The sequence below is a fragment of the Rhizobium sp. R711 genome, from assembly GCF_002211365.1.
In the GTDB taxonomy this organism is placed as follows: Bacteria; Pseudomonadota; Alphaproteobacteria; order Rhizobiales; family Rhizobiaceae; genus Rhizobium.
Genome location: NZ_LOKZ01000038.1, coordinates 103,954 through 118,031 on the forward strand (window position 1 = coordinate 103,954; position 14,078 = coordinate 118,031).

General features: G+C 61.5%; 12 protein-coding genes and 1 pseudogene. 4 read left to right on the forward strand and 9 right to left on the reverse strand.

Going from position 1 to position 14,078, the window contains the following annotated elements; translation table 11 throughout:
* Nucleotides 1-188: 188 nt before the first annotated feature.
* A complete protein-coding gene (gene leuA / locus ATY80_RS26635) occupies nt 189-1,904 on the forward strand; it encodes a 2-isopropylmalate synthase (RefSeq protein WP_088695294.1) in 1,716 nt (571 codons plus the stop codon).
* A 107-nt stretch (nt 1,905-2,011) separates the two neighbouring features.
* On the opposite strand, the gene ATY80_RS26640 is transcribed toward leuA, so the two are convergent.
* The 4 genes from ATY80_RS26640 to ATY80_RS26655 all read right to left on the reverse strand — a co-directional run bounded on the left by ATY80_RS26640 (nt 2,012) and on the right by ATY80_RS26655 (nt 5,181).
* The gene (locus ATY80_RS26640; protein WP_088695295.1) at nt 2,012-2,854 is read right to left on the reverse strand and encodes an anti-sigma factor; all 843 of its coding nucleotides are present in this window, start codon (nt 2,852-2,854) and stop codon (nt 2,012-2,014) included.
* Nucleotide 2,855: 1 nt separating this feature from the next.
* Entirely contained in the window at nt 2,856-3,362 is a 507-nt protein-coding gene (locus ATY80_RS26645) for an RNA polymerase sigma factor (protein ID WP_088695296.1), read from the reverse strand.
* Between the two features lie 170 nt (nt 3,363-3,532).
* Nucleotides 3,533-4,093 (reverse strand): hypothetical protein, encoded by a 561-nt coding sequence (locus tag ATY80_RS26650; protein WP_088695297.1) that lies wholly within the window; start codon nt 4,091-4,093, stop codon nt 3,533-3,535.
* 149 nt (nt 4,094-4,242) lie between these two features.
* Nucleotides 4,243-5,181, reverse strand: a complete 939-nt coding sequence (locus ATY80_RS26655; protein ID WP_088695413.1) for a metallophosphoesterase — start codon at nt 5,179-5,181, stop codon at nt 4,243-4,245.
* Nucleotides 5,182-5,264: 83 nt separating this feature from the next.
* On the opposite strand from ATY80_RS26655, the gene ATY80_RS26660 reads away from it, so the two are divergent.
* A complete protein-coding gene (locus ATY80_RS26660; RefSeq protein WP_088695414.1) occupies nt 5,265-5,702 on the forward strand; it encodes an NUDIX domain-containing protein in 438 nt (145 codons plus the stop codon).
* 10 nt (nt 5,703-5,712) lie between these two features.
* Here the strand turns inward: ATY80_RS26660 and ATY80_RS26665 are convergent, their stop codons facing one another.
* A complete protein-coding gene (locus ATY80_RS26665; protein ID WP_088695298.1) occupies nt 5,713-6,699 on the reverse strand; it encodes a glutathione S-transferase family protein in 987 nt (328 codons plus the stop codon).
* Between the two features lie 269 nt (nt 6,700-6,968).
* Between ATY80_RS26665 and ATY80_RS26670 the strand changes: the two genes are divergently transcribed.
* Together ATY80_RS26670 and ATY80_RS26675 are read left to right on the forward strand one after the other, a co-directional pair.
* Complete coding sequence (locus tag ATY80_RS26670; protein ID WP_088695415.1) at nt 6,969-7,469, forward strand: N-acetyltransferase; 501 nt, start codon at nt 6,969-6,971, stop codon at nt 7,467-7,469.
* A 110-nt stretch (nt 7,470-7,579) separates the two neighbouring features.
* Nucleotides 7,580-7,851: pseudogene (locus ATY80_RS26675) on the forward strand (MFS transporter); the annotation flags it as partial.
* Here the strand turns inward: ATY80_RS26675 and ATY80_RS26680 are convergent.
* Genes ATY80_RS26680 through ATY80_RS26695 form a run of 4 tightly spaced genes read right to left on the reverse strand, consistent with a single transcriptional unit; the run spans nt 7,844 to nt 14,078 of the window.
* Nucleotides 7,844-8,272 (reverse strand): GNAT family N-acetyltransferase, encoded by a 429-nt coding sequence (locus tag ATY80_RS26680; protein WP_088695299.1) that lies wholly within the window; start codon nt 8,270-8,272, stop codon nt 7,844-7,846. The pseudogene ATY80_RS26675 and the gene ATY80_RS26680 sit on opposite strands and share 8 nt — an antisense overlap.
* 4 nt (nt 8,273-8,276) lie before the next feature.
* Nucleotides 8,277-10,346 (reverse strand): hypothetical protein, encoded by a 2,070-nt coding sequence (locus ATY80_RS26685; protein WP_088695300.1) that lies wholly within the window; start codon nt 10,344-10,346, stop codon nt 8,277-8,279.
* Between the two features lies 1 nt (nt 10,347).
* A complete protein-coding gene (locus ATY80_RS26690) occupies nt 10,348-13,161 on the reverse strand; it encodes a DUF4159 domain-containing protein (protein WP_088695301.1) in 2,814 nt (937 codons plus the stop codon).
* Nucleotides 13,158-14,078, reverse strand: coding sequence for a DUF58 domain-containing protein (locus tag ATY80_RS26695; RefSeq protein WP_088695302.1), 921 nt, complete (start codon nt 14,076-14,078; stop codon nt 13,158-13,160). The genes ATY80_RS26690 and ATY80_RS26695 overlap by 4 nt, the downstream gene beginning before the upstream one ends.

Here is a 14,078-nt window from a genome sequence, read left to right on the forward strand (position 1 = left end):
CCTTACGCGCGGTTGCCGGGTCCGTTGAGGAGCGCCCGGCGGCCGAAAGCCCGCCCAGGCCATCGCTCCTCGTGACCAATCCCGAAAACTGATCAACCGGATGCTTTCGCGCCGGATTCGTCATCGCCAAGCCAGACCCGATACGCTATGACGCGGCTGGCCAGATGACGGGAAGAGGAAGAGAAGACATGGACACGAACACCCGCTCCCAAACCAAAGGCATGCCCGAGGCGGCGATCAAGTATCGCTCCTATCCCCAGGTGAACATCCCTGATCGTACATGGCCGTCGAAGACGCTGACCAAGGCGCCCATCTGGTGCTCGGTCGATCTGCGCGACGGTAACCAGGCGCTGGTCGACCCAATGGGTCATGACCGCAAGGCCCGTATGTTCCAACTGCTGCTCGACATGGGCTTCAAGGAAATCGAGATCGGTTTCCCCTCCGCCTCGCAGACCGACTTCGATTTCGCGCGCTGGTGCGTCGAGCAGGGCAATGTGCCCGACGACGTGTCGCTGCAAGTACTGGTGCAGTGCCGTCCGGAACTGATCACCCGCACCTTCGAGGCGCTGGAAGGCGCCAACCGCCCGATCGTTCACTTCTACAACTCCACCAGCGAATTGCAGCGTCGTGTCGTGTTCGGCAAGGACGTCCAGGGTATCAAGCAGATCGCCGTCGATGCTGCGAAGATGATTTCTGATATGGCGGCGAAGGCCGGCGTCGGCTATCGGTTCGAGTACTCGCCGGAGAGCTTCACCGGCACTGAGCTCGAAGTGGCCTTGGACATCTGCAATGCCGTCATCGACGTGATGAAGCCGACGCCCGACAACAAGCTGATCATCAACCTGCCGTCCACCGTCGAAATGGCGACGCCGAACATCTATGCCGACCAGATCGAGTGGATGTGCCGCAATCTCGACAATCGCGAGAACCTGATCATCTCGCTGCATCCGCACAACGACCGCGGCACCGGCATCGCTGCCGCCGAACTGGCCTTGCTGGCGGGTGCCGACCGTGTCGAAGGTACGCTGTTCGGCAATGGCGAGCGCACGGGCAACGTCGACGTCGTCACCATGGCGCTGAACATGTTCACGCAGGGCGTCGACCCTGAGATCGACTGCTCCGATATCGTGCGGATGAAGGAAGTCTTCGAATATTCGAACCAGATGCCGATCGGCGAGCGCCACCCCTATGTCGGCGAACTGGTCTATACGGCTTTCTCCGGTTCGCACCAGGACGCGATCAACAAGGGTATGAAGGCGATCAAAGTCGCCAATCACCCGGTCTGGGAAGTGCCCTATCTGCCGATCGATCCGCAGGATGTCGGCCGCACCTACGAGGCGATCATCCGCATCAATTCGCAGTCCGGCAAGGGCGGTATCGCCTACATCCTGCAGCAGGACTACGGGCTGAACCTGCCGCGCAACCTGCAGGTCGAGTTCCGCGAAGACATTCAGCGGATCACCGATGAAGAGGGTAAGGAGTTGCCGTCGAAGCGGATCTACGACCGCTTCATCGAGCGCTACGTGACGCAGCCGAAGGGCCGCATCAAGTTCGTCGACCATCACACCTATGCCGACCCCGAGCGCAAGGGGCAGCGCATCGTTGCCGCCGAGATCACCGATAACGGTGAGACGAGGCGCATCGAGGGCAGGGGCAATGGCCCGGTCGACGGCTTCATCAATGCTCTCTCGCATTATCTCGGCATCGACATGTCGGTCGAGGACTATTCGGAGCATTCACTGCAGCACGGCTCGAACGCTGCCGCCATCTCGTATGTCGAGACCTCCTATCCTGGCGGCAAACTGTTTGGCGCCGGCATCAGCACAAACATTGTCGGTGCGTCGCTCGAAGCGATCGTCTCTGCGGCAAACCGGGTGCTCGAGGTCAAAGCCGGAAAGCCCTGACGCGATCCGTGCAGCGGATTAATCCGCTGCACTTTTTTCCTATACGGTGTTGAGAGCCTCGCGCCGTTGATCGCGGCCGGCCAGTGGCAGCGCGAGACGTCCGGATATCAGATCGACGTAGCGACCTGTATGGCGAGCTGGCCGAGCGAGGCTTCCGACGATGGGCCGACAAGCACATAGGACGTGCCGGCATTGTGCCAAGCGACCACGCCAATCTCGTCCTTGATCGTTTCTTTGAAATCGTCGGCCTCGGACGGCAAGTTATCCTTGCGGAAGCAGATGGAAGCCAGGTCGCCATCGGAGCTGGTGTAGACGAGCTGGCCGACCGGCCGGCCGTCGCCGATGAAGACGCGCGCGCCTTGGAACGTCCAGCCCTGTTCCGTCAGATCAGGCACGCGGAACGCAACGCCCACTGTTGAGGTCAGCCAGGTGGCAATTTCCTCCGCCTGCGTCGACGGCACCTCGAAAATATGACGGGGCTGGCGGGCGATAAGCCGCTGGTTGGCGACAACGTCTGTCAACCATTCGCTGGATTCCAAGGCGGCTTCGATCGTTGTCGGGGCGGTCGGTTGCACCTTGCTGGTGCTGCCAGCGGCGAAAAAGCCGATGCCGCAACCGACGATGAAGAGGATGATTGCCGCCGCGAGGGCCTGCGGCCCGGTCGGCGCAAGCTTGAGCGAGGGGCGCGAAACGCGCGCCGCAACCGGGGCCTTTGGCGGCTCTGCGCTCTTGATCGAGCGAACGAGGGCGAGGGGAACCGGTTCCTTGAGAACGTCGTCGAGGCGGTGCTTTCCGAAATCGGTGCCGTGTCGCAGCTTGTCGTAGAGCCGCTTGGCGCCCTCGTCGATGGCTAGGCGCTGCTCGAGCTCATGCTTCTGTTCGGGCGTCGTCTCGCCGTCCAGCAGGGCGGCTAGCTGAGCGTCGAGCGGCAGTTTTTTGAAATCGAGCAATTCAGTACCTGTGAGGATAGTTGTCGGCGACACTGGCGAAATGCAGTCTAGCCGCGGCAAGCTGGGTTACGACGATGTTGATGGTGATGCCCATGATGTCGGCCGCCTGCTGATAGCTGTGCCCTTCGACGACAACCAGCAAAAAGGCGCTGGACGTGCCCTCGGGCATGTCGGCGATCATGCGGTGGATGACATCGGGATCGACGAGCGAGATACGATCGCGGCTCGCTTCCCGGATATCGGTGACATTGCCCCTGGCGATCGGGTGCGGCTTGCGCCGGCGATGGTCGTCGCTCCATTGCTGGCGGGCGAGGGCGTAAACCCAGCTCTCCAGGCGGCCTTCGCCATTCCATTGGTTGCTCTTGGCGATCGCGCGCTCACACGCCGCTTGCGCGAGTTCGTCCGCACTCGCCGCGTCACCTGCAAGGGTCATCGCAAAACGCCGCAGCCGGGGCAGAAGGCCCACTAGGTCGCGTCTAATATCGATGGTCGTCACGGGTTGACGCATGGTCTTTCCAAGTGGTGCATGGGCGTTCGGGCAGAACGCCCAGCAGGAAATCGATTTATATCGCCTCTGTGTCCTTTATGAAACAAGTACCGGATGCTTCGCAAGCATCCGGCAGCCTATCCCACGGGTTCTCAAAGCTTTTCTTCGTCAGGCTCTGCCTCGGGTCAATCTCAATACGTGCGGTAACCGTTCAATGCCTGCAGCAGCGAGCGGTAAGCCCAGGTCTGCTCACCGCCCCGATCCCGGATCTCGACGAGTTGGACGCGCGCTCCCTGTAGGTCACCCTGTTCCACCAAAGCTTGGCCCATATATGACCGTGCCAGAATATAATTCTCGTCGGCCTGCAGGGCCTTTCGGTAATACGACATTCCCAGCTCTATTCTGCCCGCCTTGCGGTTGGCATAGCCGAGGTAATTCAGGATGCGCGGATCGTTCTGGTTCTTGGCAAGCTGGAGTACGGTCAAGGCGTTGTCGTATTGGCCGGCATAGGCGAATTCGCGCGCTGCTTTGTAAAGCTCGTCGTCGTTGAACGAGTTCTTCTTCGGGACCACGCATTCCTTGCGCTTTGCATCCCAGACCTTGCCGTCCGTGCATTTCGTCGTCGTTTCAGTCTTTGGCGGCGGCTTGGTTTCGTCGCTCTCCTCGCCGATCGCATAGGCGGATGAAGAGACTGCGAGGGCAAGTGAGCCGGCCAAAGCTAGACCGCGAAGACTGATAGGCGCCATGGGCATGCAATGACTCCGTGAATTGATACTGCAGAGACGACAAGTTTACGTCGCGATCGCCAATTGCCAAGACCTCGGATGCTTCCCGAAATTCAAGTTATCGTCATCTTGAATTTCTGAATCAGCTTGACGAGAAGGTGATTCCAGAAACGACGCTAAGCCTTGAAGATATCGACGCTTTCACTGGAAACGCCGTCGCCCATCGAGTTGATGCTGAAGCGTTCTCCAGTCAGTTCCCAGGCGCCCGGAGCGCCATCTATCGAAAACAGATTGTAGGCGGCGCGGGGTTTCAATCCTCCCGGTCCCTGCGATGCCGAAGCGATGCCGACCACTGGGACCGGGCCTGTCTGGCCGCGTAGCCAGTGGAGCGTGTTCAAATGCGTATGGCCGTGAAGCACCAGCTCGGCTCCGCCGGTAGAGATCACGGCGCCGAAGCGGCGGATGCCGATCATCCGCTTGTGGAAGGAGGTGGCGCCACGGATGGGCGGATGGTGGATCATCACGACCCGAAACAGGCCAGCCTCGCCGGCCGCGCGCAGCATGTTCACGGTGTCGCGGGCCTGGCGCTCACCGAAGAAGCCGCTGGCCGCAAAAGGGGGCGTTGCGACCGCCGTCGAGCAGCCGACGATGGCGACCTTGCCGCGGACGCGGAGATAAGGAAAGACGTGGCGATCTTCCTGCCAATCGGCCGGAGCGAGGTCACCGCGCACATTGTCGTACCATGCGCGCACCGATTTTTCGTAGGCGCCGGGTACATAGGCATCGTGGTTTCCGGGTACGACGGAATTGTCGGCGGGATCACCGAGTTCTTTCAGCCATGCGGCAGCCGCACGGATTTCCAGCCCGCTCGCGAGGTTCATCAGATCGCCGGTGACGGCCAGATGGTCGGCTTGCTTGGCACGTATGTCATCGAGCAGCAGATCCAACGTGCTACCGAAAAGGTGCTTGCGCCGATTGCGATGCCAGTTCACAAAGCCGGTAATGCGTTTGGAAAAGAGCTCGCGGACCGAAAGGCGAGGGAGTGGGCCGAGATGGATATCGGAGATGTGTGCGAGCTTGAACATGCGACGACACATAGCCCAGTCGGTCTGCAATTCAAACACATCTGCTTGAACGGATTAGTGGAATTGGAAAGAGCGTGATCGGAACTATCCGCCCCTGGCAGTCGCGAGCGCTGATGCGCATCGTGCATATGTATTTTGCGGTGGCGCGTGGAATGACGATGGGTGTCCGCGCCGCCTGCTTCGATTCGGCGGGCCGTATCTTTCTCGTACGGCACAGCTACGTACCCGGCTGGCACATGCCTGGCGGCGGGCTCGAGCGAGACGAGACTGCCGAGGAAGCGCTGGTCAAGGAGCTCCGAGAGGAGGGGAATTTGCGTATTCTCGGCCGGCCGCAGCTCTTCCACATCTATTTCAACACGGCGGCCAGCCGCCGCGACCACGTCCTTTTCTACAAGACACAGGTGGAGCAAACGGCACCCCGGCCGCCGGACCGGGAAATCGTCGAGTGCGGTTTCTTCGCAGTCGATGATCTGCCATCGGGTACGACCGAGGCAACGCGCCGCCGTCTGGCGGAACTCGCGGGCGAAGAGGAGCCCGCCCACGTCTGGTAGTGCACAGGGGCTAGGCCGCTGCCAATCGGGCACGACCATGCGGGCGATCGAGATCGAGCGCAGGGCCGACAGGCACAACGCCGGTCGGATTGATCGTCTTGTGGCTGCGGTAATAGTGATCCTTGATATGACGGAAGTTCACCGTCTCCTTGACAGCCTGCGTCTGGTAGAGATCGCGCAGATAAGCCGACAGATTGGGATAGTCGTCGATGCGGCGGATGTTGCACTTGAAGTGGCCGACGTAGACGGCATCGAAACGAACCAAAGTCGTGAACAGTCGCCAATCGGCCTCGGTCAGCCGATCGCCGAAGAGATAACGACCCTTGCCGAGACGGTCTTCGAGCATATCCAGCGTTTCGAAGAGCCTGACGACATTCTCGCCATAGGCTTCCTGCGTCGTTGCAAAGCCGGCCTTGTAGACGCCGTTGTTGACGGTGTCATAGACGACAGCGTTGAGTTCATCGATATCGGCGCGCAGGTCGTCGGGATAGAAATCGGCGGTCGAGCCCGTCAGATGATCGAAGGCGCTGTTGAACATCCGGATGATTTCGGAGGATTCGTTATTGACGATCGTGTTGGTCTTCTTGTCCCACAAGACCGGAACAGTCACCCGGCCGGAATAGTGCGGATCGGCCTTCACGTAGATTTCCCAGAGCGTCTTGGTGGCGAAGAGATGGTCGCCGGTGGCGCCGTCGCCGACCTTGAACTCCCAACCGTTCGACAGCATTAGCGGATCGACGACGGAAACGCTGATGACGTCCTCGAGCTTCTTGAGCTTGCGGAAGATCAGCGTCCGATGCGCCCAGGGGCATGCCAGCGAGACATAGAGGTGGTAACGATCGACCTCCGCCTTGAAACCGCCCGTTCCGGATGGGCCAGCGGCTCCATCGGCTGTAATCCAGTTTCGAAACTGGGAAGCGGCGCGCTTGAAGTGCCCCTTGGTTTCTTTCGTATCGTACCAGACGTCATGCCAGACGCCATCAACCAGCATGCCCATGTTGTGATCCTTCAAATTTTCCTTGGCTCGAACATATCGTACCCCTGGCGCGTTTGCAGGGCGGTAAAGATTGAACACTGCGTCACGCCGCGGGACGTTGCGCTAAATTCCATTGGACGACTGAATTTTTTCCTGCTATCGGCCATTTTACATTTCTGGAACCCGATTTGATGTTTGCACCGAGAAACCTGCGACGACGCTGATGCTCCCGAACGCCGAAGGGCGTGCTCGAGATCCATCAATTCTGTCTATCCGGTTTCCGTCTCATCATGCACAAGCACGATCTGGTCTACCTCACTGAGGATGCGTCGCACGACGCTACAATCGAACATATCAACGAAGAAGCGTTCGGCCCTGGCCGGCATACGCGCGCCGCAGCACGGATCCGCGAACAGGGACCACACGATCTCTCGCTTTCCTTCATCTGTGCCGATGACGGAGAGACGATCGCGTCGGTGCGCATGACGCCCGTTCAGGCCGGTTCGGTTAGTGGGCACCTGCTTGGGCCGCTTGCCGTGCGGCCGTCGCACAAGGGCCGTGGCATTGGCCGGGAACTCGTCCGGATTGCCATCGACGCCGCACGTCGCAAGGGATCGGAGGCGGTCATCCTCGTCGGCGATCCGCCTTACTATTGCCCGCTTGGATTCGAGCGGGTAGCCCACAATGCGCTGACGTTTCCGGGCCCCGTTGATCCGTCTCGCGTGCTGGTCGTGCCGCTTGCCGAGGATGCACATAGCAGGCTGAAGGGAACTATCGGCTGGCGGAAATAGGCCCCCTGCGATATTGAAGCCATAGACCTCAGACGCACTTCGTGTGATTTTTCAGTGGTTTGAGAGGCCAGCGCATGAGCAGTATTTCCATGGACGAGGCGCTGGATCGCGCGGTGCTGGTCATGAGTTTTGCCCTGCTTGGGACATGGGGGCATTATACGCCTATATGCCCGAGCTCTATCCCACGGCATTGCGGGCGACGGGAATGGGCGTCGCGGGTGCGATGGCGCGGCTCGGCGGTTTGCTTGCTCCATCGCTGATGACGTTTGTTGTCTCGGGCGGATTAGGTCTGGCGATCGGCTTGTTCGCGGGCCCGCTGGTCGTGGCGGCGATGGCCGCGATGGCAATTGATGCCGAAACGCGGCAGGCTGCGCTCAGCTGATTTCCGGAAGCGACTTACGCAGAAAGGTGCGGGTACGGCCTTTCGGAAACTCCGGCAGTTCACCGAATATCTCGTAGCCCTGCCGCTGATATGCCCGCAGGGCTTGTGGATTGAAGGTATCGATCCAGGCCCCGTGACAGCCGCGCGCGGCCGCTTCCTCTTCAGCCAAGGCCAGAATCTTGCCAGCCATGCCTTTGCCGCGTTCCTCGTCGGGAATGTACAGCAACTGCGTGAAGAGCCAGCCCCAGGCGGTATAGCCGGACAGACCGCCGGTGACGTTGCCGTCGGTATCCCGGATGAGAACCGCCAGCGGTTGGCGTTCGGCAGGGCCGACGTCATGAATATTGAAGGCCGACAGTGCGTCGCCGATCGCCGTGAGATCATCGGCGGTTGGCGAGCAAGTCAATTCAAACTCGACCATGCCGCTAACGCCCTTCGCGCCACCACATGGCGCCGAAGGCAAGCAGCAGAATGCCGACACCGGCGAAGCCGGCAAATAGCGGTAGGGTGTTGATGCCCTTCAGCACCGTTTCGTTGGTGAGATGGATCTGCATGCGATCGTCGTCGGCGACACGGATCTGGCCACGAACAGGCAGGATCGGCGGAATGCTGATCGCCCCGCTGGTATCGGAAACGCGGGTGACGAGACCCTTTGTCTTGTCGGAGACAGGCTTCAACGCATCAGTCGTCGAGATCATTGCCTTGAATTCGGGAGCATCGACCGCGCCGACATGCGCGAGTGTCGTCATGTCGCCATTGCGGATCTCAAAAAGGCCGATCTCGTCCATCTTCTTCTCAGCCTTGAACAGGCCGGGCTCTGCCTGCGTCAGGGGCAGAGTTTCCGTCCTTCCCGAGGGATAGCGAACCGTCGCGTTGCCAGGATCCGCGCCAATGGTCTGGCGTGTGATCTCCAGCGTGCGGCCTGATGCGCGCGCCGTGAGGGCCTCCTCCTCAAGCGCCGGCTCTTTCATCAGCCAGTGAGCGACGCGGCGATAGAGCGATACATGCGGGCCGCCGCCTTCGAAGCCACGGGCCCATAGCCAGCCCTGATCAGAGAGCAGCATGGCAACGCGGCCCTGTCCGGCGCGGTTGAGAACGAGCAGCGGATGGTTGTCGGCGCCGACCATAACCGTCTGGCCCTGCGGGGGATCGACATCGACGCTGCGGAACCAGCGGCCCCAATGCGGCGGTTCGTCAGCGGAACCATCGAGGCCGCGGGTAACGGGGTGCTTGCGACCTTCTTCCGAAAGCCGGGGATAGAAGGCCTTTTCGATCATCTGGCCGGTCGGAGCGGCCGGCAGTACCGACGACAACGGCGTCAGCGCAATCGAATCCTGGCCTGCATGTTCGGGGCCTGCAGCGATCAGCAGGGCGCCGCCATTTTCAACGTACTGGGCAATATAGTCGTAGTAGAGGATCGGTAGCACGCCGCGATGCTGGTAGCGGTCGAAGATGATCAGATCGAAATCCTTGATCTTGTCGACGAACAATTCGCGGGTCGGGAAGGCGATCAGCGACAGTTCGTTGATCGGTGTGCCATCCTGCTTTTCGGGCGGGCGCAAAATGGTGAAGTGGACGAGGTCCACCGAGGCATCCGACTTCAAAAGATTGCGCCAGGCGCGCTCGCCGGCATGCGGTTCGCCGGAGACGAGCAGTACGCGCAGATTTTCGCGAATGCCGTCAATCAAGTGGACCGCGCGGTTGTTCGCGTCGGTGACCTCGCCCGGGAGGGTGGCGACCGAAAATTCGAGAACGTTGCTGCCGCCGCGCTCGACCTTGAACGAAAACGGCGTGTCGCGGCCGGGCGTTGCCTGGAGTGTGGCGATCTCGTTGCCGTTGAGTTTCACCGTGACGTTTGCGGTGCCGCCGGGGCTCGGTCCGTCGTCGAAGACGCGCAGCATCAATTGCTGCTCTTCATTGACGATCCCGAAGCGCGGCGCCTTCACCACTTCGATGCGGCGGTCGAACTCGTTGGCCTTGCCGGTGATCAGGCCGTGGATCGGCGCGTCGAAGCCGAGGGCTTGGTTGACGCCGGGAACGTCGTGGATTTCGCCGTCCGTCAGCATGACGGCGCCGCCGATGCGGGCGGGCGGCACATCCGCGACAGCAGCGGAAAGCGCATTGAACAGCCGCGTCGAGGGAGCGTCCGAGTCTTCCGGTTCCGTCGCGTCGACGTAGCGTGGTTCGATGTTGGGGAAGCGAGCGAGGCGATCCTTCAGCTGCGCCAGGGCATCGTTGGTCATCTTGATGCGTTCAGGCGTCTGCTGGCTCTGGCTGCGGTCAACGATCACGGGCACGACCGTCGACAGTTGCTCGCGATCTTCCTGCAGCAAGAGCGGGTTGGCGAGGGCAGCCAGCAAAGCAAGGGCCGCGATCGAGCGGATCCACGCGCCACGCACGCGGCGCCAGATGGCAAAGGCTGCAGTCACCAGAACAATGATCGCCAGACCCGCCAAGAGCGGCCAAGGGATGAAGGGCGAAAAATCAACTGTCATATCACTGTCCCAACCGTTCCAGGAGAGCTGGGACATGGACCTGATCGGTCTTGTAGTTGCCGGTTAGCATGTACATCATGATGTTGACGCCGCTGCGATAGGCGTATTCGCGCTGTGTCTCGTCCGGCGGGACCGTCGGCAACATCGGTACCCCGTTGTCATCGACGGCCCAGGCGCCGGCAAAATCGTTGCCGGTGATGAGGATTGGAGAAACACCGTCGGCCGTGGCCGCCGACTTGGCGTTTTCGGGACGATTTTCTTGGCGTGCTTCAATCCAGAGCGGGCTGCCCGTGTAGCGGCCGGGAAAGCTTGAGAGCAGGTAGAACGATTTCGTTAGTACGTGGTCCGACGGCACCGGTTCCAGCGGCGGAATATCGAGATTGGCGAGGATCTGCTGCAATCGCTCGCCATTGGCGCTGACCGAGCTTCCATTGCTGTCGAGCGCGCTAAACTGATCGCGCGTATCGAAGAGCACGGTTCCGCCCGCGCGCATATAGGCATCGATCTTGTTGATCGCAGCGGCCGAGGGCATGGGCGCGGTCGCCGAGATCGGCCAATAGATGATCGGATAGAAGGTGAGCTCATCCTTCGTGAGATCCACGCCGACAGGCGGCGATGGCTCCAACGTGGTGCGGTATGTCAGGAATTCCGTCAGGCCTTCCAGCCCGCGTTCGGATATGTGGTCGACCTCCTGTTCGCCGGTGACGACATAGGCGAGGTGTGTATTGTCGAGCCGCTGGAAGATCTGATCGTCGCCGGGCTTGGAGTCATCGGCATTTGATTGTCCCGGCAGCAGAAAGAAGGCCGCACTGACCGCCACTGCGACAAGCGCTGCTGTACGCGCCGCCGAGCGCAGCCTCGAAAAGGCTCCGCTCATGAACATCACGATCAGGCTGTCCGCCAGCAACAACAGGAAGGCGATCAGGAACAGCGCAGGCTTTGCCGACCAGGTTTCACCGCCGATCAACCCTTCGCGCACGACGGTGAGACCTGAGGCATCTAGCGGTTTCAGTTCGGCATTTTTCGGCAGGACGTTCAGCGCCGTAAATCCTTCTTCCGATCCGTAGAGGCCGGGTGGGTTATCGAAGCTTGCAACCGGCGTCACTTTGGCGTTCGGGATCAGCGGACGCGCCGTGCCGGTTTCGGTCGTGAGTGCGCCCTTCGCGGTCAGCAACCGGAAAGGCGGCAAGGCCTCAGCAGTCGAGGCGCCGCTGGCCTCGGCGGTAACGCCGCCGGAACGCGACAGCTGGACGAGGCGACGCAGCATCTCGACAAAATTGCCGGAGATCGGCAAATCGGACCACGTCGCTTCGGCGCTGACATGGAACAGGACGATCCGGCCTGCATTAATCGGCTTCGTCGTAACGAGGGGCGTGCCATCGGCGAGGCTTGCCCAAGTGCGTTCTGCAAGGTCCGGCGTCGGCTCCGCGAGAACTTGCCGCTTGACCGTAACATCCGTCGGCTTCGGCATCCCGGCAAAGGGGCCAAAGGTCGGAAATTCGGCGAGCGGCTGCGGCTCTGCCCATGAGAGCGCCCCACCCAATGCACGTTCGCCCTGGCGCAACGTCACCGGCACCAACGGATCGTCGGCGGGTGCGGCGGCAAGGCGCGGACCCGCAAAGCGAACGAGCGTTCCGCCGTTCGCGATCCAGCGCTGCAGCGGCTCGTAGGTTCCCTGGGGCAGGCGGCCAATATCCGCCATGATGATGACAGATGGATTCTGCGACAGCAGATCCGGGATCGAGGTCGCAAGATCGGGCGTGTTCGGTTCGATCAGGTCGGCATAAGGCTGCAGGGCGCGCTGGATGTAATAAAGCGGCGAAAGCAGTGGCTGGAACGTGTCGCCGACTTCGCCCGATAGCAGGACGACGCGGCGACGTTTGAAGCCATCGTCGAGCAGGTGCACGGCGCCAGCCGTAGCGTGATTATCGATGCTGACGCGCGCGAAATCGTTGCGCATTTCAAACGGTGCGGTGATCGATCCGGTCGCGACGCTCTGACCCGGTTGGAAGTCGATCGAGCCAGCCGCGATCGCGCGTCCCTGCGTGTCCTGCGCGGTGATCAGGCGCGAGGCGGCAGCGGCATTGTCAAGGCGCGTGGCGGTCACCGTCATCGCATCGGCGGCATTGTTTGCCGACGTGATCGCGATCGTCTCGTTCGCGTCCCCGGAAATCAGTCGCAATTGGGCCGGCGAGAGATCGGAAAGCTCGCGGACGGTCGCGTCGTTCTCGCTTGCAGCGGCACCGTCAGTGAGAAAAGCGAGAGTGCCAGGATGGACGCCGTTCAGCGCGGCGCGGAGAGCTTCGAAAGCGCGCTGGCGATCCGGCACAAGCGGCTTCGGTTCCGCGGCACGCAGCTTGTCGCGGGCGGCGGCTGCCGTTCCAGGGACGGCATCGTTGGTCGGGTCGGCAGTGAAGGCGATCGCCACCGGAGTACCAGCCGATTCTGCGTCATCAATCAGCGCGTCGGCCGTCTTCACGCGGCGATCCCAATCTGGTGACGTGGCCCAGCCGTTGTCAACAAAGAGCACGAGCGGGCCACCGGAAGCGATTGAATTCGTACGCGGATTGAAGACCGGGTCGGCGATAGCCAAAATGACGGCAGTGGCCAACAGCATGCGCAGCAAGGTCAGCCACCAGGGGCTCTGGGCCGGGGTTTCCTCCCGCTTCAGGACCGTCGCCAGAATCTTCAGCGGCGGAAAGACTTCCGTCTTCGGGCGCGGGGGCGTCAGTCTCAGCAGCCACCAGATGATCGGCAGGGCGAGGAGCGCGCCGAGGATTGCGGGGTAGGCGAAGGCAAAGGGAAGAGCGCTCACGTGCGTTCTCCCTGCGTTATCCTCGCGGGCATGCCCGAGAGATACATGTGAACGGCGACCAGTGCTTCGGAGGCGAGATGGTCAGTCCGGTGGCTGACAAAGGTCCAGCCCATATGACGCAACGCCTGGCCAAGATCATCCCGGCGGCCGAGGTAGGCGCGGGTATAAGCTTCGCGAACATGCTCGGCCCGGCCGGATGTCAGCTTCGACCCCGTCTCGGGATCGGTGAATTCGGTGCGGCCATCATAGGGGAAAAGCTCTTCGGCCGGATCGGCGATCTCGATGACGTGGCCGCGCAGACCGCGCCGCGCCAGGGGACCGATGCGCGCCATGACCGCGGATGCATCATCAAGGAAATCACCGATCAGCACGAGTTCGCTCCAACCGCGGATCATGGCTGTGTCGGGCAGTCCTCCGCTCAGCGGCGCGTGCATCAGTGCCGTTGCAAGTCGTTCGGCGGCATTGCGCGCGGCGATCGGTTCCATGACGCCTGGGCATCCGATTCGTTCGCCGGAGCGCGCCAGGATTTCGGCAAGCGCCAGCATGATAACGAGCGCCCGGCCTTCCTTCGAGACATTTCCGAACGTCGATTTGTACATCATCGAGGGAGACATGTCGGCCCAAAGCCAGACCGTATGGGCTGCCTCCCACTCGCGGTCACGGATGTAGGTGTGGTCGTCGCGTGCCGAGCGGCGCCAGTCGATGCGAGACAGGCTCTCGCCTTCGCTATAGGGACGGAACTGCCAGAAGTTCTCGCCGATGCCGCGTTTGCGACGGCCATGCCAGCCGGCGATGACGGTGTTAGCGATCCGCTTGGCCTCGACGAGACAATCCGGCACAAGGCTCGCTCGCTGCCTTGCGCGGGCGAGCGCATCATTGCCCGAGGTCGGATTGACGATCTGTCCGATGGGTGCCAC

Bases quoted from the DNA above. Each gene is read 5' to 3' on its own strand.
- ATY80_RS26685 (WP_088695300.1), bottom strand. From the start codon at position 10,346: ATGACAGTTGATTTTTCGCCCTTCATCCCTTGGCCGCTCTTGGCGGGT.
- ATY80_RS26680 (WP_088695299.1), bottom strand. From the start codon at position 8,272: ATGGTCGAGTTTGAATTGACTTGCTCGCCAACCGCCGATGATCTCACG.
- ATY80_RS26665 (WP_088695298.1), bottom strand. From the start codon at position 6,699: ATGGGCATGCTGGTTGATGGCGTCTGGCATGACGTCTGGTACGATACG.
- leuA (WP_088695294.1), top strand. From the start codon at position 189: ATGGACACGAACACCCGCTCCCAAACCAAAGGCATGCCCGAGGCGGCG.
- ATY80_RS26645 (WP_088695296.1), bottom strand. From the start codon at position 3,362: ATGCGTCAACCCGTGACGACCATCGATATTAGACGCGACCTAGTGGGC.
- ATY80_RS26660 (WP_088695414.1), top strand. From the start codon at position 5,265: ATGCGCATCGTGCATATGTATTTTGCGGTGGCGCGTGGAATGACGATG.
- ATY80_RS26670 (WP_088695415.1), top strand. From the start codon at position 6,969: ATGCACAAGCACGATCTGGTCTACCTCACTGAGGATGCGTCGCACGAC.
- ATY80_RS26650 (WP_088695297.1), bottom strand. From the start codon at position 4,093: ATGCCCATGGCGCCTATCAGTCTTCGCGGTCTAGCTTTGGCCGGCTCA.